General features: G+C 74.3%; 25 protein-coding genes and 1 tRNA gene. 16 read left to right on the forward strand and 10 right to left on the reverse strand.

Features of this window, described 5'->3' with window-relative positions; all coding sequences use genetic code 11:
* Positions 1 to 21: 21 nt before the first annotated feature.
* From AB0N63_RS17110 to AB0N63_RS17150, 9 genes are all read left to right on the forward strand, one after another.
* Positions 22 to 456: a roadblock/LC7 domain-containing protein gene (locus AB0N63_RS17110; RefSeq protein WP_009191637.1), complete on the forward strand. Its 435-nt coding sequence runs from the start codon at positions 22 to 24 to the stop codon at positions 454 to 456.
* Positions 453 to 830 (forward strand): DUF742 domain-containing protein, encoded by a 378-nt coding sequence (locus AB0N63_RS17115; RefSeq protein ID WP_009191638.1) that lies wholly within the window; start codon positions 453 to 455, stop codon positions 828 to 830. Before AB0N63_RS17110 ends, AB0N63_RS17115 begins: the two co-directional genes overlap by 4 nt.
* Entirely contained in the window at positions 808 to 1,443 is a 636-nt protein-coding gene (locus AB0N63_RS17120) for an ATP/GTP-binding protein (RefSeq protein WP_365529799.1), read from the forward strand. Before AB0N63_RS17115 ends, AB0N63_RS17120 begins: the two co-directional genes overlap by 23 nt.
* 97 nt (positions 1,444 to 1,540) lie before the next feature.
* The gene (locus AB0N63_RS17125; RefSeq protein ID WP_365529800.1) at positions 1,541 to 2,146 is read left to right on the forward strand and encodes a GAF domain-containing protein; all 606 of its coding nucleotides are present in this window, start codon (positions 1,541 to 1,543) and stop codon (positions 2,144 to 2,146) included.
* A gap of 241 nt (positions 2,147 to 2,387) precedes the next feature.
* Positions 2,388 to 3,416, forward strand: coding sequence for an L-threonine 3-dehydrogenase (gene tdh, locus AB0N63_RS17130; protein WP_365529801.1), 1,029 nt, complete (start codon positions 2,388 to 2,390; stop codon positions 3,414 to 3,416).
* A 35-nt stretch (positions 3,417 to 3,451) separates the two neighbouring features.
* Positions 3,452 to 4,651 carry a glycine C-acetyltransferase gene (locus AB0N63_RS17135; RefSeq protein WP_365529802.1) on the forward strand — a complete coding sequence of 400 codons (1,200 nt, stop codon included), beginning with the start codon at positions 3,452 to 3,454 and terminating at the stop codon, positions 4,649 to 4,651.
* Between the two features lie 97 nt (positions 4,652 to 4,748).
* Positions 4,749 to 5,660: a LysR family transcriptional regulator gene (locus AB0N63_RS17140; protein WP_365529803.1), complete on the forward strand. Its 912-nt coding sequence runs from the start codon at positions 4,749 to 4,751 to the stop codon at positions 5,658 to 5,660.
* A 119-nt stretch (positions 5,661 to 5,779) separates the two neighbouring features.
* Complete coding sequence (locus AB0N63_RS17145) at positions 5,780 to 6,139, forward strand: MmcQ/YjbR family DNA-binding protein (RefSeq protein WP_365529804.1); 360 nt, start codon at positions 5,780 to 5,782, stop codon at positions 6,137 to 6,139.
* A 338-nt stretch (positions 6,140 to 6,477) separates the two neighbouring features.
* Positions 6,478 to 7,896, forward strand: a complete 1,419-nt coding sequence (locus AB0N63_RS17150; protein WP_365529805.1) for an MFS transporter — start codon at positions 6,478 to 6,480, stop codon at positions 7,894 to 7,896.
* Here AB0N63_RS17150 and AB0N63_RS17155 read toward each other — a convergent pair.
* Both AB0N63_RS17155 and AB0N63_RS17160 read right to left on the reverse strand, forming a co-directional pair.
* Entirely contained in the window at positions 7,849 to 8,760 is a 912-nt protein-coding gene (locus AB0N63_RS17155) for a transketolase (RefSeq protein WP_365529806.1), read from the reverse strand. The genes AB0N63_RS17150 and AB0N63_RS17155 overlap by 48 nt on opposite strands.
* Before the next feature lie 80 nt (positions 8,761 to 8,840).
* Positions 8,841 to 9,548, reverse strand: a complete 708-nt coding sequence (locus AB0N63_RS17160; RefSeq protein WP_365529807.1) for a transketolase — start codon at positions 9,546 to 9,548, stop codon at positions 8,841 to 8,843.
* Between the two features lie 172 nt (positions 9,549 to 9,720).
* On the opposite strand from AB0N63_RS17160, the gene AB0N63_RS17165 reads away from it, so the two are divergent.
* Positions 9,721 to 9,794: transfer RNA gene (locus AB0N63_RS17165), tRNA-Pro, on the forward strand.
* Between the two features lie 143 nt (positions 9,795 to 9,937).
* On the opposite strand, the gene AB0N63_RS17170 is transcribed toward AB0N63_RS17165, so the two are convergent.
* Together AB0N63_RS17170 and AB0N63_RS17175 are read right to left on the reverse strand one after the other, a co-directional pair.
* Positions 9,938 to 10,075, reverse strand: a complete 138-nt coding sequence (locus AB0N63_RS17170; RefSeq protein ID WP_365529808.1) for a hypothetical protein — start codon at positions 10,073 to 10,075, stop codon at positions 9,938 to 9,940.
* A 12-nt stretch (positions 10,076 to 10,087) separates the two neighbouring features.
* Positions 10,088 to 10,633 carry a flavin reductase family protein gene (locus tag AB0N63_RS17175; RefSeq protein WP_365529809.1) on the reverse strand — a complete coding sequence of 182 codons (546 nt, stop codon included), beginning with the start codon at positions 10,631 to 10,633 and terminating at the stop codon, positions 10,088 to 10,090.
* 149 nt (positions 10,634 to 10,782) lie between these two features.
* On the opposite strand from AB0N63_RS17175, the gene AB0N63_RS17180 reads away from it, so the two are divergent.
* A complete protein-coding gene (locus tag AB0N63_RS17180) occupies positions 10,783 to 11,838 on the forward strand; it encodes a 3-oxoacyl-ACP synthase III family protein (RefSeq protein WP_365529810.1) in 1,056 nt (351 codons plus the stop codon).
* Between the two features lies 1 nt (position 11,839).
* On the forward strand, positions 11,840 to 12,073 hold the full coding sequence (locus AB0N63_RS17185; RefSeq protein ID WP_365529811.1) for a phosphopantetheine-binding protein: 234 nt from the start codon (positions 11,840 to 11,842) through the stop codon (positions 12,071 to 12,073).
* Here AB0N63_RS17185 and AB0N63_RS17190 read toward each other — a convergent pair.
* Positions 12,052 to 12,441, reverse strand: coding sequence for a hypothetical protein (locus AB0N63_RS17190; RefSeq protein ID WP_365529812.1), 390 nt, complete (start codon positions 12,439 to 12,441; stop codon positions 12,052 to 12,054). The two genes, AB0N63_RS17185 and AB0N63_RS17190, sit on opposite strands and share 22 nt — an antisense overlap.
* Positions 12,442 to 12,895: 454 nt before the next feature.
* Positions 12,896 to 13,669 (reverse strand): AfsR/SARP family transcriptional regulator, encoded by a 774-nt coding sequence (locus AB0N63_RS17195; protein ID WP_365529813.1) that lies wholly within the window; start codon positions 13,667 to 13,669, stop codon positions 12,896 to 12,898.
* Positions 13,670 to 13,872: 203 nt separating this feature from the next.
* On the opposite strand from AB0N63_RS17195, the gene AB0N63_RS17200 reads away from it, so the two are divergent.
* A complete protein-coding gene (locus AB0N63_RS17200) occupies positions 13,873 to 14,067 on the forward strand; it encodes a DUF6059 family protein (RefSeq protein WP_365529814.1) in 195 nt (64 codons plus the stop codon).
* 120 nt (positions 14,068 to 14,187) lie between these two features.
* Here AB0N63_RS17200 and AB0N63_RS17205 read toward each other — a convergent pair whose 3' ends face one another.
* Complete coding sequence (locus tag AB0N63_RS17205; RefSeq protein ID WP_365529964.1) at positions 14,188 to 14,760, reverse strand: heme-binding protein; 573 nt, start codon at positions 14,758 to 14,760, stop codon at positions 14,188 to 14,190.
* Positions 14,761 to 15,103: 343 nt separating this feature from the next.
* Between AB0N63_RS17205 and AB0N63_RS17210 the strand changes: the two genes are divergently transcribed.
* Positions 15,104 to 16,564: a sensor histidine kinase gene (locus tag AB0N63_RS17210; RefSeq protein WP_365529815.1), complete on the forward strand. Its 1,461-nt coding sequence runs from the start codon at positions 15,104 to 15,106 to the stop codon at positions 16,562 to 16,564.
* A gap of 68 nt (positions 16,565 to 16,632) precedes the next feature.
* Positions 16,633 to 17,253, forward strand: coding sequence for a response regulator transcription factor (locus AB0N63_RS17215; protein WP_365529965.1), 621 nt, complete (start codon positions 16,633 to 16,635; stop codon positions 17,251 to 17,253).
* A 216-nt stretch (positions 17,254 to 17,469) separates the two neighbouring features.
* Here the strand turns inward: AB0N63_RS17215 and AB0N63_RS17220 are convergent, their stop codons facing one another.
* Genes AB0N63_RS17220 through AB0N63_RS17230 form a run of 3 tightly spaced genes read right to left on the reverse strand, consistent with a single transcriptional unit; the run spans position 17,470 to position 20,663 of the window.
* Positions 17,470 to 17,997: an NUDIX hydrolase family protein gene (locus tag AB0N63_RS17220; RefSeq protein WP_365529966.1), complete on the reverse strand. Its 528-nt coding sequence runs from the start codon at positions 17,995 to 17,997 to the stop codon at positions 17,470 to 17,472.
* Between the two features lie 24 nt (positions 17,998 to 18,021).
* Entirely contained in the window at positions 18,022 to 19,260 is a 1,239-nt protein-coding gene (locus AB0N63_RS17225) for an amidohydrolase family protein (protein ID WP_365529816.1), read from the reverse strand.
* The gene (locus AB0N63_RS17230) at positions 19,260 to 20,663 is read right to left on the reverse strand and encodes a glutamine synthetase family protein (RefSeq protein ID WP_365529817.1); all 1,404 of its coding nucleotides are present in this window, start codon (positions 20,661 to 20,663) and stop codon (positions 19,260 to 19,262) included. The genes AB0N63_RS17225 and AB0N63_RS17230 overlap by 1 nt, the downstream gene beginning before the upstream one ends.
* 318 nt (positions 20,664 to 20,981) lie before the next feature.
* On the opposite strand from AB0N63_RS17230, the gene AB0N63_RS17235 reads away from it, so the two are divergent.
* On the forward strand, positions 20,982 to 21,881 hold the full coding sequence (locus AB0N63_RS17235; RefSeq protein ID WP_365529818.1) for a Cof-type HAD-IIB family hydrolase: 900 nt from the start codon (positions 20,982 to 20,984) through the stop codon (positions 21,879 to 21,881).
* Positions 21,882 to 21,926 lie beyond the last annotated feature (45 nt).

Below are 21,926 nucleotides of genomic sequence, written 5' to 3' on the forward strand. Positions count from 1 at the left end.
ACCCCAAGGAGTCGATCCACCATGGCGAGCGATGCGCCGACCGGCCATGCTTCCGACCTCGACTGGCTGATGAGCGGCCTCGTCCAGCGCGTTCCGCACACCACCAGCGCGGTCCTGCTGTCCTGCGACGGGCTGGTCAAGTCCGTGCACGGCCTCGATGCCGACAGCGCCGACCACATGGCGGCCCTGGCCTCCGGGCTGTACTCCCTCGGCCGCAGCGCCGGCGTCCGCTTCGGCGACGGCGGCGACGTACGGCAGGTCGTCGTCGAACTCGACTCGACCCTGCTGTTCGTCACCACCGCCGGCTCCGGCACCTGTCTCGCCGTGCTCGCCGGCCGCGAGGCCGACGCCGCCGTGCTCGGCTACGAGATGGCGATGCTGGTCAAGAGCGTCCGCCCCTACCTCGTGACCGCGCCCCGCCAGCACACCGCCGACCATCCGGCGCTGCGGCCTTGAGCGCGGCGGCGGCCGGCGACGGGCCCTGGCTCGACGACGCGGCCGGACGGCTGGTGCGCCCCTTCACGGTCAGCAACGGCCGCACCCGGCCCACCGTCGCACTCGACCTCATGTCGCAGGTGATGGCCACCGGCGTCACCCCCCTCGGGTATCTCGGCCCCGAGCACGGCCAGGCACTCGACCTGTGCCTCGCGCCGGTCTCGGTGGCCGAGGTCGCCGCCCAGCTGAGACTGCCCGCGGCGGTGGCCAAGGTGCTGCTGTCCGACCTCGTCGACTGCGGCGCGCTGACCACCAAGCCCCCCGAGTTCCACCACCACCCCACCGACCGGGCCCTTCTGGAGGCAGTGCTCGATGGACTACGACGACAGCTCTGACCACGCCGGCGGCCCCGACCACCAGGGCCGCTCCGACCCCTTCCCGACCGCGCTGAAGATCCTCGTGGCCGGCGGGTTCGGCGTGGGCAAGACCACCTTCGTCGGCGCCGTGAGCGAGATCGCGCCGCTCAGCACCGAGGAGCTGCTCACCACGGCCGGCGCGGACACGGACAACCTCGACGGCGTCGAGAACAAGGTCGAGACGACCGTCGCCATGGACTTCGGCCGCATCACCCTCGACCCGCGCCACGTGCTCTACCTGTTCGGCACGCCCGGTCAGGAGCGGTTCTGGTTCATGTGGGACGAACTGTCCGAGGGAGCCCTCGGCGCGGTGATCCTCGCCGACACCCGCCGTCTCGTGGAGTGCTTCGCCGCCGTCGACTTCTTCGAACAGCGCGGGCTCTCCTTCATCATCGCCGTCAACGAGTTCGACGGCGCCCACCGCTACGACCCCGAGGAGGTCCGCGCCGCCCTCGACCTCGCCCCGGACATCCCCGTGGTGCGCTGCGACGCCCGGATCTCCAGCTCGGGCGTCCAGACCCTGCTGACCCTGGTACGGCACCTCCTCGCCCAGACCCCCGCCCCCGCACCGACCCACGGCGCCCACATGTGACCGCCCGCCCCGCGACCCGCCCGCCGCCCCGATGTGAACCCCGCACCCCGCCACGGAGCCCGTACATGACACACCCGCACAGCGCCGGAGCCCGGCCATGAGCTACGACCCGCCGCGCCCGGCCGGTCGCCTGCTGCTCACCCCCGAGGACAAGGAGGCCCCCGCCCGCGCCGCACGTCTGCGCGAACTGGGCCTCGGGCAGCGTCCCGAACCGGCCCTCGACGCCTTCGCGGACCACCTCGCCGAGCTGACCGGGGCCCCGTACGCGATGGTCAACCTCCCGGACGAGGAGCGGCAGTTCTTCGCCGGACTGCACCGGCCCGAGCGCACCGTCCTGAACGTCGACAGCGCCGCCGCGCCGGCCGGCGCCGGCGCCGAGCGGGTCCGGCGCGAGGTGGGCCGCAGCCTGGAGCGCGGCCACGGCTTCTGCCCGCACGTCATGGTCCGGCGCAAGGCACTCGTGCTGGAGGACGTCCGCGACTACCCGCGCTTCGCGGGCAACCCCGTCGTGGACGAGTACGGCATCCGCTCCTACCTCGGCGCCCCGCTCATCGACAGCGCGCGGACCGTGCTGGGCACGGTGTGCGTCGTCGCGATGGAGCCGCGGCCGTGGGGACGCGAGGGCCTGGACGCCATCAAGTCCGCCGCCGCGGAACTCGTCCCGCGGCTGGAACGGCCGGGACCGGAGGGGCTGCGCCGCTGAGGCCGCCCGGCCTCCGGTCCGGGGCCGCCGCTCCTTCGGCCCGGGGCCGCCGTGAGCCCGGACCGGACCGCCGTGACTCCAGTCGGGCGGCGTGAAGCAAAGCTGTGGCCGCGCTTAAGAAAGTCTCGATGGACCAGCGCGCCGCCGTACGGCAGATTGCAGATCGAATCCACCCCTCACCCCGGATGCGGGCCCGTTCGGCATGCCTGGACCCGGGGCCCGACGTACAGGAGCCGTAGCGTTGAAGGCGCTGGTCAAGGAGAAGGCGGAACCCGGGCTGTGGCTCGCGGACGTGCCCGAGCCCGCCGTCGGGCCCGGTGATGTGCTGATCAAGGTCCTGCGGACCGGCATCTGCGGCACCGACCTGCACATCCGGGCCTGGGACGGCTGGGCGCAGCAGGCCATCGAGACCCCGCTGGTGATCGGTCACGAGTTCGTCGGCGAGGTCGTCGCCACCGGCCGCGACGTCACCGAGATCAAGATCGGCGACCGGGTCGGCGGCGAGGGCCATCTGGTGTGCGGCAAGTGCCGCAACTGCCTGGCCGGCCGCCGCCACCTGTGCCGCTCCACCGTCGGCCTCGGCGTGGGCCGCGACGGCGCCTTCGCCGAGTACGTCGCCCTGCCGGCAGGCAACGTGTGGGTGCACCGTGTCCCCGTCGACCTCGACATCGCCGCGATCTTCGACCCGTTCGGCAACGCCGTGCACACCGCGCTGTCCTTCCCGCTGGTCGGCGAGGACGTGCTGATCACCGGCGCCGGCCCGATCGGCCTGATGGCGGCGGCGGTGGCCCGGCACGCGGGCGCCCGCAACGTCGTGATCACCGACGTCAGCGAGGAGCGGCTGGAACTCGCCCGCAAGATCGGCGTCAGCCTCGCCCTCGACGTCACCACGACCACCATCGCCGACGGTCAGCAGGCGCTCGGCCTGCGCGAGGGCTTCGACGTCGGCCTGGAGATGTCCGGCCGCCCCGAGGCCATGCGCGACATGATCGCCAACATGACGCACGGCGGCCGCATCGCCGTACTCGGCCTGCCCGCCGAGGAGTTCGCCGTCGACTGGGCCCGCATCGTCACCTCGATGATCACCATCAAGGGCATCTACGGCCGGGAGATGTTCGAGACCTGGTACGCCATGTCGGTGCTGCTGGAGGGCGGCCTCGATCTGGCGCCGGTCATCACCGGCCGCTACGGCTACGCCGACTACGAGGCGGCCTTCACCGACGCCGCCGGCGGCAAGGGCGGCAAGGTCATCCTCGACTGGACCGCGTGACCCACACCAGCGCAAGCATCCCGGGAGCTATCCACATGTTCGACTCCGTGCGCGACGACCTGCGCGCCACCCTCGACGAGATCCGCGCGGCCGGACTGCACAAGCCCGAGCGCGTCATCGGCACCCCGCAGTCCGCGACCGTCGCCGTCACCGCCGGCGGCCGCCCCGGCGAGGTACTCAACTTCTGCGCCAACAACTACCTGGGCCTGGCCGACCACCCCGAGGTGATCGCCGCCGCCCACGCCGCCCTGGACCGCTGGGGCTACGGCATGGCCTCCGTGCGCTTCATCTGCGGCACCCAGGAGGTGCACAAGGAGCTGGAGGCCCGCCTGTCGGCCTTCCTCGGCCAGGAGGACACGATCCTCTACTCCTCCTGCTTCGACGCCAACGGCGGTGTCTTCGAGACCCTGCTCGGCCCCGAGGACGCCGTGATCTCCGACGCCCTCAACCACGCCTCCATCATCGACGGCATCCGCCTGTCCAAAGCCCGCCGCTTCCGCTACGCCAACCGCGACATGGCCGACCTGGAGCGCCAGCTGAAGGAGGCCGACGAGGGCGGCGCGCGCCGCAAGCTCGTCGTCACCGACGGCGTCTTCTCCATGGACGGCTACGTCGCCCCGCTGGACGAGATCTGCGACCTGGCCGACCGCTACGGTGCGATGGTCATGGTGGACGACTCGCACGCCGTCGGCTTCGTCGGGCCCGGTGGCCGCGGCACCCCCGAGCTGCACGGCGTCATGGACCGCGTCGACATCATCACCGGCACCCTCGGCAAGGCCCTCGGCGGCGCCTCCGGCGGCTACGTCGCCGCCCGCGCCGAGATCGTCGCCCTGCTGCGCCAGCGCTCGAGGCCCTACCTGTTCTCCAACACCCTCGCCCCGGTGATCGCGGCCGCCTCCCTCAAGGTCCTCGACCTGCTGGAGTCGGCCGACGACCTGCGGGTGCGGCTGGCCGAGAACACCGCGCTGTTCCGGTCCCGGATGACCGAGGAGGGCTTCGACATCCTCCCCGGCGACCACGCCATCGCCCCGGTGATGATCGGCGACGCGGCCAAGGCCGGCCGGATGGCGGAACTGCTGCTGGAGCGCGGCGTGTACGTGATCGGCTTCTCCTACCCGGTGGTGCCGCAGGGCCAGGCCCGCATCCGCGTCCAGCTGTCCGCCGCCCACTCGACGGACGACGTGAACCGCGCGGTGGACGCGTTCGTCGCGGCCCGCGCGGAACTGGAGGGCTGACCGCGGGCCCGGCCGGCGACCGGAGACCGCGCCGGGCGGGTTCCGGGCCGGGAGCCGCAGGTCCGGCGGGGGCCGAAGTCTTGCGATAATCGCTGACATGATCGAAGCGCGGCGGCTGCACATCCTCCGGGCGGTGGCCGACCACCGTACGGTGACCGCTGCCGCCGCCGCGCTGTACCTCACGCCCTCGGCGGTCTCCCAGCAGCTCACCGCCCTGGAGCAGGAGACCGGGCACCGCCTGGTGGAGCGCGGCGCCAAGGGCGTACGGCTCACCCCGGCCGGCGAGATCCTGCTTGCCCACACCCATGTCGTCCTCGCCCAGCTGGAGCGGGCCGAGGCCGAACTCGCCGCCTACGGCTCGGGGCAGGCCGGCACGGTCACCGTCGCCGCCTTCGCCACCGGCATCGCCGAGGTCGTCGCCCCCGCGGTGGCCCGGCTGTCCCGCGCGGCCCCCGGCATCCGCATCCGCGTCCAGGACGCCGAGGGCGACGCCAGCCTGCCGATGGTGCTCGACCGGCAGGTCGACGTCGCCGTCGCTGTCGAGTACCGGGGCGCGCCGCCCGCCGACGACCCGCGCCTGACCCACGTCCCGCTCTACGCCGAGCCCTTCGACGCCGTCGTTCCGGTGGACCACCGTATGGCCGGCGCCGCCGAGGTGCCGCTCGCGGAGCTGGCGAAGGACCCGTGGATCGGCCCGTACCCCGGCAACCCCTGCCATGACGTGGTCGTCCTGGCCTGCGAGAGCGCCGGCTTCCAGCCCCGCCTCGAACACTCCTCCGACGACTTCCGCGCGGTGGTGGCGCTCGCCTCCGCCGATGTCGGCGTGGCGCTTGTCCCGCGCTCCGCGCTGCGCGGGATGGACCTGACAGGCGTGGTCGTGCGCCCTGTGGACGGGATCGCCCCCACGCGCCGGGTGTTCGCCGCGGTGCGCCGGGGCGCGGAGGAGCATCCGCTGATCCGCCCGGTGCTGGACGCGCTGGGCGGGGTGGCGCGGGGCGGGACGGCGTAGGCACGGGGCGGGACGGCGGAGGCACGGGGCGGGACGGGCCGGCGTAGGGGCGCGCGGCTTCGCCGTGGCGGGCGTCGGCGTGGCGGGCGTTGTCAGTGGGAGGGGCTAGCGTGCGGGGCATGCCGGACGCAGAAGACGTACGCCGTGTCGCCCTGTCCCTGCCGGACACGGCGGAGAAGACCGCCTGGAACATGCCCACCTTCCGGGTCGCGGGCAAGATGTTCGCCACGCTGCCCGAGGACGAGACCTCCATAGCCGTGCGCTGCCCGAAGGAGGAGCGCGAGGAACTGGTCCTGGCGGAGCCGGAGAAGTTCTGGATCGCCGGTCACGAGGCGCAGTTCGCCTGGGTCCGGGTCCGTCTCGCCGCGCTGGAGGACGAGGGCGAGCTGCGCGACATCCTCGCCGACTCGTGGCGCCAGGCGGCCCCGTCCCGGCTGCTGGAGGCGCATCCGGAGCTGGGCCTGCCCGCAGCGCCCTGAAAAACCCCTCGGGCACCGTCCGCGGGCCGTGGCATGATCCGCGGTGATTCCCGGGAATGCGCGCGCCGCGGGACGTGGTTCAGACCACAGTTCGGAGTGGGCGGTCCGGGACTTCGGGACACGGGATCCGGAGACCCGGGTCGAGGACGCGTCGGCCGGGGACGGGAGTTGAGGCAGGGGTGGGGAGCGAAGCGGAGGCGGGGACCGGGACGGGAGCGGGCTCCGGGACCGGTGGTGCGGGGGCCGTGACCGGAGCGGGGTCCGTGTCCGTGGCGGGGAAGGACCCCGGCGGGGGGTCCGGGGCGGTGCCCGGGCCCGGGGCGGAGCACCCGGACGACATGGGCGGCGCAGGCGGTGTGGGAGGCGCGCGGCGGCGACCGGTCTGGTCGCGGGACTTCGGGCTGTTCTTCGTCGCGCGGGCCGTCGCCCGGCTCGGCGACACCATGCTGCCCGTCGCCCTCGCGGCGGGCCTGCTCCAGCACGGGTACGGCGCGGGCGCGGTCGGCCTCGCCATGGCCTCCACGGCGGCGTCCTTCGCCGGCCTGGTGGTCTTCGGCGGGGTGATCGCCGACCGGTTCAGCACCCGCAAGCTGATGATCGGCGCCGATCTGGTGCGGCTCGGCACCCAGGCCCTGGCCGCGGTGCTCTTCTCCTCCGGTCATGTGGTGCTGTGGGAGATCTGCGTCATCGGCTTCGCCAACGGCGTGGCCGGCGCGGTGTTCCAGCCCGGCGTGGCCAGCACGGTGCCCCGGCTCGCCGCCGACATCCAGGGCGCCAACGGGGCGATACGCATCGCCGAGTCGGCGGCCCAGCTCGCGGGCCCGGCGGTCGCCGGTCTTCTCGTCGGCTTCGCCTCGCCCGGCGGGGTCTTCGCCGCCCACGCCGCGACGTACGCCGTCAGCGCCCTGTGCCTGCTGCTGCTCAGGTTGCCCCCGGCGGCGCCCGGGTCCGGTGCCGTCGGCCACGATACGGCCACGTCGGGCACCTTCCGGGCCGATCTGGTCGAGGGCTGGCGGGAGTTCCGGGCGAGGCAGTGGCTCTGGGGCGTGATCGCCGTCTGGTGCCTCTACATGATCGCCGTGTGGGGGCCGACCGTCCCGCTGGTGGCCACGGAGGTGGTCCGGCAGCACGGTCCGCGCGCCTACGGCCTGGTCAACTCCGCCCTCGGCGCGGGCACCGTCGTCGGCGGCTTCCTGGCGCTGCGGCTCCGGCCCCGCCGGATGCTGCGGGCGGGCGCGTTCGCGCTGTTCGCCTTCGTCTGCTTCCCGGCGGCCGTCGGGGCGGGCCTCGGCGTGGGCGCCATGGCGGCGGGGGCGGCCGTGGCCGGCGCGGGGATGTCCTTCTGGGGCGTGATGTGGGCGACCAGCGTCCAGACCCAGGTCCCGCCCGACGTGCTCAACCGCCTGCACGCCTACGACGTGGCGGGCTCCCTGGCCATGATGCCCGTCGGCCAGGCCCTCGCCGGCCCGGCCGCCTCCGCCCTGGGCGCGGACCACGTGCTGCTGACGTCCGCCGCGATCAGCCTCGTCGTACCCGTCGCGCTGCTCGCGGTCCCGGCGATACGGGGGCTGGTGCGGGCGGACGCGGTGGAGGCGGCGCGGGTCGCGGGGGCGGGGAGTGCGCAGGGCTCGGGTGCCGGGCGCGGGCCTGCCTCGCCCTCGCTCACCGCCCCGGCCTCCGCGCGCCGTCGCGACCGCCGTCCCGCGCCCTCAGGCGGTGGCGCCGCCGCCGAGGAAGCCGGAGATCCGCTCCCGTAGGGACCGGGCGTCGAGGCCGTGGGCGGCGGTGTGCTCGTCCACGGTGCCGTAGCGGCGCAGCTCGGCGCGGCCCACGCCGAGACCGAGGACGCGGTGGGGAACGTCGGCGAGGGCGTCGTTCGCCGCGCCGACGGACGTGCCCGCCAGGTACGGCTCCACCAGCACGACGTCCGTCCGGGCCGCCGCCGCGGCACGGCGCAGCGCCGCCGCGTCGAAGGGCCGTACCGTCGTCGCGTACAGCACGGTCACGTCCAGGCCCTCCGTCGCGGCGAGCACCGGTTCGAGCAGGGGCCCCACGGCGACGACCACTCCGGAGCGGCCCTCGCGCACGGGCAGGAAGCCCCGGCCGTCCACCGGTCGAGCCTGGGCGTTGGACTGCGTGGACAGGCGTACGTAGACCTTGTCGTCGCCCGCGGCGACCGCGTGCCGCAGCAGCGTCTCGGCCTCGTCCGGGTGTCCGGGGACGTGGACGGTCCAGCCGTCGAGGGTGTCCAGGAGGGCCACGTCGCCGGGGGCCATGTGGGTGTAGCCGCCGGCGGGCCAGTCGTAGGAGGCGGCTGCGCTCACCAGCACCGCGCCCACGCCCTGGTGCCCGAGGTCGAGCTTGACCTGCTCGAACGGCCGCTCGACGAGGAAACTCGCGAAGGTGTGCAGCACGGGCCGCATCCCGGTCAGGGCGAGCCCCGCGCCGACGCCCACGAGCAACTGCTCGCGGATGCCGACGTTGAGCACCCGGTCGGGATGCCGGCGCAGTGTCTCGGCGAAGCCGTCCTTGCCGATCTCGGCGAGGACGACCGCGACCCGGGGGTCCTCGTCGAGGAGACGGGAGACGGTGGGCGCGAGGCGGTCGCGCATGGTGTCCATGGGGAGGGGCCCTTTCTTGCGGAAGGCTGGTGCGGGAGACCTTTCCCGGGGCTTGCGGGGCGTCCGGGGGGGAGGCGCGGTCAGGAGTTCTTGGGCTCCACGCGGGCGACGACCACGTGCGGCCGGCCCGGGTGCGGTGCGGTGAACGCGGCGTACAGCGCCTCGTGGTCGCGGCCGTCGACGGTGGCCGCCGACCAGCCGGCGGCCACGAACCGGGCCGCGATGCCGCCGGGGCGGGCGTGGCTGGCGGAGGAGTTGTCGACCACGACGGTGTGCAGGTTCTCCAGTCCCGTGGGCCCGGCGTAGGCGACGGCCTCGTGGTTGCTGCCCTCGTCCAGCTCGGCGTCGCCGATCAGCGCCCACACCCGGGGCCCGTGCAGCCCCTGGGCGCGCAGCCCCAGGGCGGTGCCGACGGCGATCGGCAGTCCGTGCCCGAGCGAGCCGCTGCCGATCTCGGCGCCCGGCACGAGCATCCGGTCCGGGTGGTGGCCGAGCGGCGAGTCGTACGCGCCGAAGCGGGACAGCCAGTCCACGGGCAGGAAGCCCTTCGCGGCGAGGACCGCGTAGTAGGCCATCGGCCCGTGGCCCTTCGAGAGCAGGAACCGGTCCCGCTCCGGGTCCTCCCGCAGCTCGGGACTGACCCGGAGCACCCGGTCGTAGAGCACCCACAGCACGTCGAGCGTGGACGTGGCCGCGGGCCCGTGCTTCTCGTCGCCCGTCATGAGCCCCATGAGACGGGGCAGGTCGGCGTATCCGTGGACGCGTCCGGATTCCTCGGTGATCGTCATGTGCCGATCGTGCAACCTCAACCAAAGTCGAGGTCAAGCGCGATCAGTACGCCTTCCCGGTCGGTGCGCCGGGGCGCCGTCCCGGCCGGAAAGGGGTGCGCGACCACCGACCCGAGTGCGGTATTGTTTCCCTGCGCGTTCGGTCAGGGGAAACCCCAGGTCAGACGGGCAACGGGACGTGGCGCAGCTTGGTAGCGCACTTGACTGGGGGTCAAGGGGTCGCAGGTTCAAATCCTGTCGTCCCGACTCATGAGAGTCGTGGATCAGGGCCGGGTCGGAGCAATCCGAGACCGGCCCTCGGTCGTTTCCGGGTGGGCCGGGAACCGGTGGCGCGGAGCGCCGGGCCGACGGCCCACGTCCCTACGGCTGCTCCGGGCCAGTACGACGGCTCAAGCCCGTACCGGGGCCAGGGGCGGAAGCACCTCTTCCACGATTCCGTCGACCCCGCCGGGATCGACCGTGCGTTTGTCCGCGGACTCGGCGATGACCAGGCGGGGGTCCACGGCGGCGACGCGGAGGCCGTCCATGCTCAGCGGCCCTCACGCCGGAGTGAAGCGGCCGTAGCCGCCCCGGTAGAACAGCAGCGGGCCGTCGCCGTCCGTCGTCCCGAGTGCGTGGACCCGTGCCACCACTATGTGGTGGTCGCCCGCCGGGTGCTGGGCCTCCACCGTGCACTCCAGCCAGGCGATCGTGCCGTCCAGGACCGGCTGGCCAGCGGGGGAGGGCGACCACGGCACCCCGGTGAACTTGTCCGGTCCGCTGCGGGCGAGCCGGCGGGAGGTCTCCTCCTGGGCCGCGCCGAGGATGTTCACACAGATCCGCTCGGCCGTCTGGAGCACCGGCCAGGTGCGGCTGGTGCGGCCGGCGCAGAACGACACCAGCGGCGGGTCCAGCGACACCGATGTGAAGGAGTTCACGGTGAGCCCGGCCGGCCGCGCCTCCGCGCCGACCAACCCGGTGACCACCACCACACCCGTCGCGAAACGGCTCAGAGCGCCACGGAAGGACGCCGCGTCCGGGTGCGCGGGCACGGGCGCACGTGCGGACTCGGACACGGACACGGACGCCGGGCGGGTGACTGTCACCCGCCCACCCTCCACGACCCCGCTGAAGCCGCGCTAAAGCAACGCCCCGCCGCCCGCACAGGATTAGGGCTGCTTTAGACCGCGCTCCTAGCGTCCGGACGGAAGCCGGAACCGCAACCGGAACGACCGGAACGAGAGGAGGACGCCACGTGGTTGACCTGCATCAGGACCGTACGGTGCGCGTTCTGTCCGCGGGGACCGCCCTGCCCGGACACCCCGTCGACACCGAGGCGCTGGCCGAACGGTTCGGCATGGACCGGCTCTGGCGGCAGTGGGTCGACACCTTCATCGGCACCCGCACCCGCCATCTCGCCCTCGACCTCGCCACCGGCGAACCCCGCGAGTCCCTCGCCGACCTCGCCACGACGGCCGCCGGGACCGCGCTCGCCAGGGCCGGGATGTCCGCGCAGGACATCGACGTCGTCGTCCTCGGCTCCGCGACCCCCGACACCCTGATGCCGGCCACCGTCAACGTCGTCGCCGACCGGCTCCGCATCGACGGCATCCCCACCTTCCAGCTCCAGTCCGGCTGCTCGGGCGCCGTGCAGACCTTCGACGTGGCCACGGCCCTGCTCGCCGCCGGCCGCCACCGCACCGCCCTCGTCATCGGCGGCGACGTCATCGCCAAGCACTACGACGTGAGCGCCGACCTGAGCACCCTGCTGCCCGAACTCCTCGTCAACTACGTCCTGTTCGGCGACGGCGCCGGCGCCGCCGTCCTCACCACCGAGCCCGGGCACGACGACGCCCCGATCGTCCGCACCGTACTGACCCGGCTGGCCGGCCTCGACCGCGAGCCCGGCCAGGTGCTGCGCTGGTACGGCACCGCCGACCGCGACCGCGCCGACACACCCGCGAACGAGGACTACAAGGCCATCGAGGAACTCGTCCCCGAACTCGCCGCCGAGGTGACCGACGAACTCCTCGACGACCTCGGCTGGGAGCGCGACGAGATCGCCTACCTGCTGCCCCCGCAGCTGTCCGTCACGATGACCGAGAAGATCGTCGAACGGCTCGACTTCCCGCTCGCCGAGGAGATCACCGTGGTCGGCGAGACCGGCAACAACGGCAACGCCCTGCTCTTCTTCCAGCTGGAGCGCCTGCTCGACACGATGAGCACGCCCTCCCGGGCCGTCGCCGTCGCCATCGAGTCCAGCAAGTGGATCCGCTCGGGCCTCGCCCTCGAACGCGACGGAGGCCGCTGAGATGAGCGCGACACTCGACCGGGCGGACTTCGCCGACCTCGTCCGCGACGAACTCGGCATCGACATCGCCGAGACCGAACTCGACTGTCCTTTCGACGCGTTGCCGGGCTGGGACTCCGTCCATCTGCTGACCCTGCTCAGCCTGCTGGAGAAGGAGACCGGAACCCCGCTGTCGCTGCCCGACTTCCTCGACGCACAAAGCCTCGCGTCCATCTACGAGTTGGTGACCCGTTGAGCGTACGACCGTTTCCCACCCAGCGCCGGCACACCCTCTTCTTCCTCGACCAGATACGGGACTTCGCGCCCGTCCACCTCGACACCGAGGTGGACGCGAGCGCGATCGTCGCCGCCCGCGCCAAGGCCCGCGAGAACGGCCGGCGCCGTTCCGTCGTCGCCTGCGTCGTCCACGCCGCAGCCGGAGTGCTGCGCAAGCACCCCGAGGCCAACGGCGCCATCCAGGGCCGACTCGACCCGACCGTCGCCACCTACGACACCGTCAGCGCCAAGGTCACCCTCGACCGCACCCTCGACGGCCGCCGCGTGGTCCTCGCCACCGTGATCCCCGGCCTGCAGGATGCCACCCTCGACACCGTCCAGGACCACCTCGAGGGTGGTGCGGCGCGGGGCGGTGCCTCGCGGGCGGGGCGAGGGGTGTGTGGGGGAGGACGCCTCAGGGAGGGTGCACGCGCCGGCGCGCCCGCCGGCGCCCGGCACTCCGGAGGTCCTCCGGCCCGGCCGGCCACGCTCGGCGCCGACTGCGAGGGCGGCGCGTCCTGCCCGGTGCTCGCCCGGTCCGTGCCCGGATCCCGCCCGGGCTGCGCCGGCGGCGCGTCAGCGTCCCGCGACGGCCCGGCACCGCGGCCGTCCGGCGGCCGGGACACCGTCCGGCGGCCGAGCCGCCGCGCCGCAGCCGGGACACCGCCCCTTGGCCGGGACACCGCCGCCGTGGCCGAGCCGCCGTCCCGAGGCCGACGGGCACGCGTCGTCGTCCGGAGAAGCCGATGCACGGGCCCGTACGCGGCCTCGTGCATCGGCGGCCTCGGGCCCGCGGGCCCGGTCAGCTCGCCGCGGGCAGGTCCAGCACCCGGTCGGAGGCCAGGATGGCCTGGTGCAGCCTGCGCAGCGAGCGGTGCGGGTCCAGGCCCAGTTCGGCGCGGAGCACCCGCTGCGCCGAGCGGTACACCTGCAACGCCTCCGCCTGCCGCTCCGAGCGGTACAGCACCAGCATCAACTGCCGGTAGAACGACTCACGCAACGGATACTGCGCGGTGAGCGTGCTCAGCAGTCCGATCACCTCACGGTGCCGTCCCAGCGCGGTACGCGCCTCCACCGACAGCTCCAGGCACTGCAACCGCTCCTCCTCCGCCCAGGTGGCGAACGAGGTGAGCGCCGGCCCCTCCGCGATCCCCTCCAGCACCGGCCCCCGCATCAGCGACAGCGCCCGCTCGAAACTCTCCAGCGCCCCCTCGTGCCGCCCGGCGGCCCGTAGATCGCGGCCCCGGCGCATCGCCTCCTTGAAGTCGTCCACGTCCCAGCCGGCCCCGTCGAGGCGCAGCTCGTACCCGAGCGGCCGGGTGACGATCGCCCGGCCCCCGGTGTCGCCCGCGCCCACCAGGAACTTGCGCAACTGCGAGATGTACACGTGCACCGCGGCCGAGGCCCGTCTGGGCGGCCGGTCTCCCCACAGCTCCGTGACGAGCTGCTCCTTGGTGATGACCCGGCCGCTGCCGATCAGCAGGGTGGCCAGCGTCGTCTCCACCTTCGGGGCGGACAGCGAATGGCTCTGCTCCGTGTGACGGACGCGGAGGGGCCCAAGGAATTCGTAGCGCATCGATTCCTCGTCCAGTAGGGGAACACGCGTTTGGTCGGTGGCGTGGTGATTCACTGTCATCTCCACGCCGCCGTCCGCGCATCGGGGAAAGTGCGTACGTACCGCGTATTGGCCGAAAACCTGCGCTCGCCGACCGGGGGCGGCGAGGCCGGGACGGGCCCCGCCTTTGGCCGCGCTTTGGCGCGCGCCCCCACAGTGGCGGGATGTCACTGTTCGTTCTGCGCTTCCTGATGGCCGTGGGGGAGGCGCTCACGATCTTCGGCGCCGTCTGGACCCCTGTGCCCGCCGACCCGCCCGCCGAACCGGCCCTGCCCGGCCCCGGCCACCCCGAACAACTGTGCCCCTGGGTCCCGCCGACAGAGCAGGAACAGGCCATCTGGGACGACGTCCGCGGGTGAGACGAGGGGAGACCGGGACCGGACGCCCCCGGAAACACGCTGGGGAGCGAACCCCGCCGGGCCGCCCCCAGGACGCGAGGCTGAGAGGAAGGACGAGAAGCGTGCCGGCCGGCCGCCGGATCAGCGGCCGTCGCCGAGCGCGGCCACGCCGGCCCGTGCGAACTTCTCGTCCAGGTCGCCCGAGGGCGCGCCCGCCACGCCGATGCCCGCGATCGGCGCCTCGCCGTGGGCGACCGGCGCGCCCCCCGCCAGGAACAGCGTGCCCGGGATGTCCTTGAGGGTGGGCGCCGACGCCAGGCGCTCGACCAGTTGGGAGGTGGGCGCGTTCCAGGACACGGCGGTGTACGCCTTCTTGATCGCGGAGTCGTACGACTGCGGCCCGGCGCCGTCGCCGCGCAGGGTGACGAGGGTGTTGCCGTTGCGGTCCACCACCGCGACGGTCACCCGCTGACCCTCCTTCCGCGCGGCCTTCAGGGCCGCCTCGGCGGCGTCGGTGGCGGCGTCCACCGTCAGATGGGTGCTGGTGGTGGTGGCCTTCGCCCTCACCGAGGTCACCGCGGCCACCGGCGCGGCGGCCGGGGTGCCGGCGGAGGCGGACACCGCGCCGGCCACACCGGCGCCGACCGCCGCGAGCGCCGCCGCCGTGGCGACGACCTTGACGCGGGCGGAGAACTTCCTGGCCTTGTGCTGCATCACGGGCAACTCCCCAGTCGTGTCGCGTCCCCGCGCCCGCGGCCGGCCGATGCGATCGGCGGCGGCCTCCTGTAGGCCGGGCGGTGGAGACGCAGCGCTTCCTGCGCTGTGCCTCCAGCCTCGGCCCGGAGTCGGCGCGCACCCGTCGGCGTACCGGCTGGTCCCGGCGACCGGGACGGACGACGGCGGGGTCATCCGAACGGTTGACCCCCCGGCCCGGCACCCGGGCGACAATGGCAGGGCACGCCCGGCTCGTACGGCACAGCAGGCGCCCATGGCGCGGACGGGGCCACCGGGCGGCAGCAATGACCGTACGCACGTCCCGGCCGGGGAGGAGCAACGCATGCCGTCCACGAGCCGTCCCTCCCCGGGCGCCCCGAACGCCACCGGGGAGGAGGCGCACCGCCCGTCCGGCGCCGGGAAGCCGCGGCCACCGGCCGACGCCGAGGCGCACCGCCTCGCCTTCGTCATCCACCTCGCCTTCTTCCTGCTGCTCGGCTCCGCCCTGGCCCGCTACGTCCAGCGGCACGGCGACCAGCCGCAGGAGCCCGCCGTCCTCGCCCTGGCCGGGGCGCTCGCCGCGCTGTACGTCATCGGCCGACGCACGGCGGCGGGCGCACCCCCGCCGCCGACGCCCCCGACAGCTCCACCGGCCTCGGCGCCCCGACCCGCCTCACCAGCCCCAGCTCGTGCGACCGCATCAACGCCCGGAACCGGCCCGAGGCCCCCGGCGGACACCCCCGCGCCCGTCCCCGCCCCCGCCGCCTCCGCACCCCGGGGCCTCCCGCCCCTCACCGCCCTGCTCTGGCTCGGCGCGCTCGTCGCCGTATGGGCCGTGCTGGTCGCCCTCGCCCCGAGCTTCGCCTGGTGCGCCGTACCGCTCTTCTACACCGCGCTGCGCACCCTGCCGACCCGCGCCGCCTACACCCTCGTCGCGCTGTTCACCGTCTTCGTGGTCGTGGCGCGACTGCGGCTGGCCGACCGGATCGACGTGGACCTGGTGGTCGGGCCGCCGGCCGTCGCCGTCCTCGCGACCGCGGTCTTCACCCACATGGACCGGCAGGCGACACGCCAGGCCGCCCTCATCCGCGACCTGGTGCACACCCGCCGCGAACTGGCCGCCACCGAACGCCGGGAGGGCACCCTCGCCGAACGGCAGCGGCTGGCCATGGAGATCCACGACACCCTCGCCCAGAGCCTGTCCAGCCAGCGGATGCTTCTCCAGGCCGCTGAGCGAGTGTGGGAGACCGACCCCGAACGGGCGCGGGCCCACATCGGCGCCGCCGCCGACATCGCCGAGAGCAGCCTCGCCGAGGCCCGCCGCTTCGTGCACGACCTGGTGCCCGCCGACCTGGCCGGAGGCAGCGGCCTGGACGTGGCGCTGCGCGGCCTGGCCGCCCGCGAGAGCACGGCCGAACGCACCGTGACCTGCCTGATCGACGGCGCCGCGGGGACGCCCGGCCTGCCCGACCGGGTCCAGTCGGCGCTGCTGCGCATCGCACAGGGCGCCCTCGCCAACGTCCGCGAGCACTCGGGCGCCACCCGGGCCGCCCTCACCCTCACCTATCTGGACGACGAGGTACGGCTGGACATCGCCGACAACGGGCGGGGCCTGGAGCCCGCCGCCCTGCCGGAGCGCGCCACCGGGGTCCGCGGGCACGGCCTGCCCGCGATCCGGGCCCGGGTACGCCAACTCGGCGGCACCCTCACCGTCGAGTCCGCGCCCGGCGACGGCACCGTCGTCTCCGCCGCCGTACCGTCCCACCCCGCCGCCCCCAGCGCCCCGGAGGCCACCGCCCCGTGATCCACAGCACCGGACCGTTCGAACCCACCGAGCCCGAGCCTGCCGAGCCCGCCGAAGCCGCCCCGCCGCTGCGGCTGGTGCTGTGCGACGACCACGCCGTGGTCCGCGCCGGACTGCGCGCCCTGCTCGGCAGCGATCCGGACGTGGCGGTGGTGGGGGAGGCGGACAGCGGGGCGGAGGCCGTCGCGCTCGCCGCGAAGCTCACCCCGGACGTGGTGCTGATGGACCTGCAACTGGGCCCCGGCATGGACGGCGTCGAGGCCACCCGCCGGATCACGGCGGCGTCCGGCGGCTCGGTCCACGTACTGGTGCTGACCACGTACGACACGGACGCCGACATCACCCGTGCCATCGAGGCGGGCGCCACCGGCTATCTTTTGAAGGCCGAGCGCCCCGACGAGCTGTTCACGGCGATCCACAGCGCCGCCGCGGGCCGCACGGCCCTGTCCGCGCCCGTCGCCCACCGGGTCATGGCGCGGATGCGCAGCCCGCGCCCCACCCTCACCGACCGCGAGCGCGACATCCTCGGCCAGCTCTCGCGCGGCCTGACCAACCGGGACATCGCCAAGGCCCTCTTCCTGAGCGAGGCGACGGTCAAGACCCATCTGGGACGCATTTACGACAAGCTCGGCGTCGACACCCGCGCGGGCGCCGTGGCCGTCGCCAAGGAGCAGCGCCTGCTGCCGTGAGCGGGGGAGCGGGCACGGGGGCCACCGCAGGAGTGCGGCGACCGGCCCGCGCATGTGGACCGCGTACAGCGCGGCGGCGTCCACGAGGCCCACGGGGAGCGCGAGGTCCATGCCGCCCGGGGCGGTGGCGGTGCGGGAGGAGGGTGTCCAGACAGGGGCCTGCCCGGCGGTGCCGACGAGCAGGGCGAGCGACGGCGCCGGCCGGTCCGACAGCCGTCAGCCCACGTACCCCACGTGCGCCAGCGCCTGCTTCAGCAGCACTCCGTGCCCGCCGGGCATCTCGCTCTGCACCGCCTCGGAGACGGCCTCCTGCGGACTGAACCACACCAGGTCCAGCGCGTCCTGCCGGGGGCGGCAGTCACCGGTGACCGGCACGATGTAGGCCAGCGACACCGCGTGCTGGCGCGGGTCGTGGTACGGCGTCACGCCGAGCGTCGGGAAGTACTCGGCCACGGTGAACGGCTGCAGCGAGGCGGGCACGCGGGGCAGCGCCACCGGACCGAGGTCCTTCTCCAGATGGCGCAGCAGCGCGTCCCGCACCCGCTCGTGGTGCAGCACCCGGCCGGAGACCAGGGTCCGGCTGACCGTTCCGTCCGGGCCGATGCGCAACAGGAGGCCGATGCTGGTCACTTCGCCGCTGTCGTCGACGCGCACGGGAACCGCCTCGACGTACAGGATCGGCATCCGGGCGCGGGCCGACTCCAGCTCGTCCGTGCTCAGCCAACCGGGCGTGGTCTCGGTCATGTCAGACATTGTTTGATCATACTTTCAGTCGTTCTCCATGGGCGGAACCGGTGCGGCGGTCGCCGCAGGGCCCCCGAAGTCCGTGGGGCTGTCGGAGTCCGTGGGGCCCCCGGAGCCCCGGGAGGCCGCGGGGTCCGTGAGGCCGTATACCCGCAGTGCGTTGTCCCGCCCCGTCCACCGCGCGATCCGTTCCGCGTCGGTCCGGCTCAGCTCGTCGGCGCTCACCCGGTCCGTCAGCAGTCCCGCGAGGCCACGCCGGAACGCCACCGCGCCGAGGTAGTGGAACTCGGCCAGACCGTACGCGTCGGAGCTGTACAGCAGCTTGCGGAACGGGGTGATCTCCAGGGCCTCCGCCAGGACGGCGCCGGCCCGGGCGGGGCCGACGTGGTGCAGGGCGAGGCCGACGTCGAGGTACACCTGCTCGAAGACGGCGGCGAGGTAGGCGGCCTGCCGCTGGTAGGGCCAGCAGTGCAGCAGCATCACCGGGACCGTGCCCGCCGTCAGGCGCAGCCAGTCCGTCAGCAGCAGCGGATCGGCGTGGTGCAGTCGCAGGTCGGCGTCCCCGAACCCGGTGTGCAGTTGCAGCGGCAGGCCCAGCTCGACGGCGGTCCACAGCAGGTGCCGTACCAGGACCGGGTCGGCCAGGCGGGTGCCGGGGCGGGCGAGCCAGCCGGCCGCCGCCCGCGCGACCTCCGCGGCCGAGGGGCGGGCCGGGTCCAGGGCGAAACCGGTGCGGTAGGCGGCCACCGACTTCACCGCCACGACGCCCGGCCGCCGCGCCGCGGCCTCGGCGGCGGCCCGCACGGCCGCCCCGTACTCCCCGGCCGTCACCCCGCCCGCCGCGACCGCCTCGGCGACGCTCTCCAGCCGTACGACCTCGTACGCCGCCGCCCCGGACGGCGCCGCCAGTTCGGCGGGGGTGGCCAGGCGGCCGGAGTCGAAGCCGGTGTCGACGCAGAGGACGGCGGCGCCCGCGGCGGCGAGGAACCGCCGGTTCACCTCGCGTGCCCCCAGCTCCGCCCGCCGCGCGAGATAGTCGTCGGCCGGGGCGTGCCGGGGCAGGCCGAGCACCGGGGCGCAGTGCCGACGCACGGCCGCCCCGACCGGCGTGTCGAAGAGCGAGATCCCGCTGCCCGGCCACACCTCGCCCTCGGTGAGCAGCGACTCGAAGCCCGTGCGGTCCAGGTCGGCGGTGACCACCCCGTGGCAGTGGTGGTCCACCAGCGGCAGCCCGGCGAGCAGCTCGTCCACCGGATCGGCCATCAGTACTTCCAGCGGTAGGCCGCCGCGATCTGCTCGTCGTCCAGTCCGGCCACGGCCGCGCTCTCGCCCTCCCGTACGGCGGTCACCGCGTCGGCCAGCACCGGCCCGAGCGCCTCCCGCAGCAGCGCGTCCTCACGGAACGCGGCCACGGCCTCCGGCAGTCCGGCCGGCAGCCGCCGCACGCCCCGCTTCGCGGCCTCCGGCGCGTCGAACCGCGCCGGGTCGCCGGTGATCTCCTCGGGCAGCGGCGCCGACGACGCCATGCCGTCCAGTCCGGCCGCGATCAGACAGCCGAGTGCCAGATACGGGTTGGCGGCGAGGTCGACGGGCTTGACCTCCAGGTTGGCGGCCTGGTCGCGCAGGCCGCGGGTTCCGGTGACGACGCGCAGCGCCGCCTCGCGGGTCTCCAGGCCCCACGCGGTGAACACGCCTGCCCACTGGGACGGCCTGAGCCGGAGATAGCTGGCCGGGCTCGGCGCGGTCACGGCGGTGAGCGCGGGCAGCCGGTTCAGCACCCCGGCGGTGAACGCCTCGGCGTCCGCCGTCATCCCGTGCCGCCCGGCGCCCCCGGCGTACAGGTTCGCGCCGTCGCGCCAGGCGGACAGGTGGACGTGGCCGCCGTTGCCGACGCCCTCGCCGCGCACCGCCGGGGCGAACGAGACCCGCAGCGCGTGCCGTCGGGCCACGGCCCGGACGGTCTGGCGCACCAGCACGCTGCGGTCGGCCGCCGCCACCGGGTCCAGCGCGCCGACCGAGATCTCGAACTGCCCCGCCGCGTACTCGGGATGGACCTGGTCGACGTCCACCCCCTGCGCCGCACAGGCCGCGAGGAGTTCGGCGAGGAAGTCGCTCAGCTCCACCTGGCGCGCCGCCCCGTACGCCGGACCCGTCGCCACGGGCTCGAAACGGTCCGCTGGCGCCGCGTCCGTGCCGACGGACCACTCGATCTCGACGGCCGCCTTGAACGTGACGCCGTGACGCTCCTCGGCGCCGGCGGTGATCCGGCGCAGGAAGGTGCGGGAGCAGCCGGGGTGCCGCTCGCCGTCCTGGGTGATCCGGTCCACCGGCGCCCACGCCCAGCCTGGCTGAGCCGCCAGGGCGACCAGCTGGTCCAGGTCCGGGTAGAGGCGCAGATCGCCGTCGGGGGAGCCGAGGACATCGGTGGTGACGGTCGAGTCGTTCGCCAGGAAGGTGTCGAACACCGGCGACATGCCCACGCCCCAGGCCGCCGCCGTGGGGAGCTTCGCGACCGGGATCGTCTTGATCCGGGTGATGCCGGCGGTGTCGACGTAGGACAGGACGACGCCGTGCACACCCCGTCCGGCCAGTTCGCCGCCGAGCGCGGTGGCCCGCTCGACATCACCGGGACGGCCGCCGGGTACGGGATCGGCGAGGGTGGTCATACGTCCTCCCCGCCCGGCAGGGGGTGGCTTACGGTCACGTCCGCGCTCCAGGGTGCTCTCGGGTCCGTCGTTGCTCGCGTGGCTGTCGTCGCTCTCGGGTCCGTCGTGCCGACGCCGCCCATTGTGCCGCCCGATGATCGGCGTGTCCCGGGAATCGGCGCACTCGACCCCGCCGGGCCTGTGCCTTTCCGGTGGCGCGTTTGCCCCGGGACGGTCCGACGTGTTTGCCTCGAAGGTCGGCGAGGACCGTGCCACGGCACCGGGACCCCGCCCCTCCAGCCCCCGGCGCGCCACCGCGCCCCGCACAGAGACCAGGACATGCCCAGCACCCCACAGCCCCTGCTCACCGGCCCCGCCTCCACCACCGTCCCCGGCCCGCAGCCCGCCGGCTCCACCGTCCCCGACGGTCCCGCCGACATACGGCTGATCGTCACCGACATGGACGGCACGCTGCTCGACGACGCCAAGCGGATCCCCGAGGGCCTGTGGTCCACGCTGGCCGAGCTGCGCCGCCGTGGGGTGCTGTTCAGCCCGGCCAGCGGACGCCAGTACGCGACGCTCGCCAAGGAGTTCGCCGGCGCGGACGAGGGCATGGTGTTCATCGCGGAGAACGGCGCCCACGTCGTCCGGGACGGGGAGGAACTCAGCTCGGACCCGATGGACCCGGCCGTCGCGCGGCGTCTGGTGCGGGCGGCGCGGGAGCTGGGGGCGGGCGGCACGGACGTGGGCGCCGTGGTCTGCGGCAAGCGGTCCGCCTACGTCGAACGCGGTGACGAGGCCTTCCTCGCCGAGGTCCGCAAGTACTACGTGGAGCACCGGGTGATGGCCGACGCGACCGAGATCGACGACGACGTCGTCAAGGTCGCCCTCTTCGACTTCGGCCCGGCCGAGCGGAGCACGGCGCCCGCCCTGGAGTCGTTCGCCGCCACCCACAAGGTCGTCGTCTCCGGCGAGCACTGGGTGGACGTCATGAACCGCACCGCGGACAAGGGCGCGGCCCTGCGCCGGCTCCAGCGGGCCACGGGCATCACGCCCGCGCAGACTTTGGTGTTCGGCGACTACCTCAACGACCTGGAGATGCTGGACGCCGCCGAGTGGTCGTTCGCCATGGCCAACGCCCACCCGGAGGTCGTCCGCCGCGCCCGCCACCTGGCCCCGTCCAACAACGACGACGGCGTCCTGCGCACCATCGCCCGGCTGCTGGACCTGCCGCGCTGAGCGCCGCGCCGCCTCCGGGGCGAACGGTCACCCGGAGGCGGTCTT

It is taken from the genome of Streptomyces sp. NPDC093260, from assembly GCF_040683715.1.
Taxonomy (GTDB): domain Bacteria; phylum Actinomycetota; class Actinomycetes; order Streptomycetales; family Streptomycetaceae; genus Streptomyces; species Streptomyces sennicomposti.

Coding starts and splice junctions, on each gene's coding strand:
- AB0N63_RS17170 (WP_365529808.1), bottom strand. CDS start 10,075: ATGGACGGCCTCCGCGTCGCCGCCGTGGACCCCCGCCTGGTCATCGCC.
- AB0N63_RS17220 (WP_365529966.1), bottom strand. CDS start 17,997: ATGACCGAGACCACGCCCGGTTGGCTGAGCACGGACGAGCTGGAGTCG.
- AB0N63_RS17235 (WP_365529818.1), top strand. CDS start 20,982: ATGCCCAGCACCCCACAGCCCCTGCTCACCGGCCCCGCCTCCACCACC.
- AB0N63_RS17135 (WP_365529802.1), top strand. CDS start 3,452: ATGTTCGACTCCGTGCGCGACGACCTGCGCGCCACCCTCGACGAGATC.
- AB0N63_RS17210 (WP_365529815.1), top strand. CDS start 15,104: ATGCCGTCCACGAGCCGTCCCTCCCCGGGCGCCCCGAACGCCACCGGG.
- AB0N63_RS17120 (WP_365529799.1), top strand. CDS start 808: ATGGACTACGACGACAGCTCTGACCACGCCGGCGGCCCCGACCACCAG.
- AB0N63_RS17185 (WP_365529811.1), top strand. CDS start 11,840: ATGAGCGCGACACTCGACCGGGCGGACTTCGCCGACCTCGTCCGCGAC.
- AB0N63_RS17230 (WP_365529817.1), bottom strand. CDS start 20,663: ATGACCACCCTCGCCGATCCCGTACCCGGCGGCCGTCCCGGTGATGTC.
- AB0N63_RS17155 (WP_365529806.1), bottom strand. CDS start 8,760: ATGGACACCATGCGCGACCGCCTCGCGCCCACCGTCTCCCGTCTCCTC.
- AB0N63_RS17145 (WP_365529804.1), top strand. CDS start 5,780: ATGCCGGACGCAGAAGACGTACGCCGTGTCGCCCTGTCCCTGCCGGAC.
- AB0N63_RS17195 (WP_365529813.1), bottom strand. CDS start 13,669: ATGCGCTACGAATTCCTTGGGCCCCTCCGCGTCCGTCACACGGAGCAG.
- AB0N63_RS17150 (WP_365529805.1), top strand. CDS start 6,478: ATGGGCGGCGCAGGCGGTGTGGGAGGCGCGCGGCGGCGACCGGTCTGG.
- AB0N63_RS17110 (WP_009191637.1), top strand. CDS start 22: ATGGCGAGCGATGCGCCGACCGGCCATGCTTCCGACCTCGACTGGCTG.
- AB0N63_RS17225 (WP_365529816.1), bottom strand. CDS start 19,260: ATGGCCGATCCGGTGGACGAGCTGCTCGCCGGGCTGCCGCTGGTGGAC.
- AB0N63_RS17160 (WP_365529807.1), bottom strand. CDS start 9,548: ATGACGATCACCGAGGAATCCGGACGCGTCCACGGATACGCCGACCTG.
- AB0N63_RS17125 (WP_365529800.1), top strand. CDS start 1,541: ATGAGCTACGACCCGCCGCGCCCGGCCGGTCGCCTGCTGCTCACCCCC.
- AB0N63_RS17205 (WP_365529964.1), bottom strand. CDS start 14,760: ATGCAGCACAAGGCCAGGAAGTTCTCCGCCCGCGTCAAGGTCGTCGCC.
- AB0N63_RS17200 (WP_365529814.1), top strand. CDS start 13,873: ATGTCACTGTTCGTTCTGCGCTTCCTGATGGCCGTGGGGGAGGCGCTC.
- AB0N63_RS17140 (WP_365529803.1), top strand. CDS start 4,749: ATGATCGAAGCGCGGCGGCTGCACATCCTCCGGGCGGTGGCCGACCAC.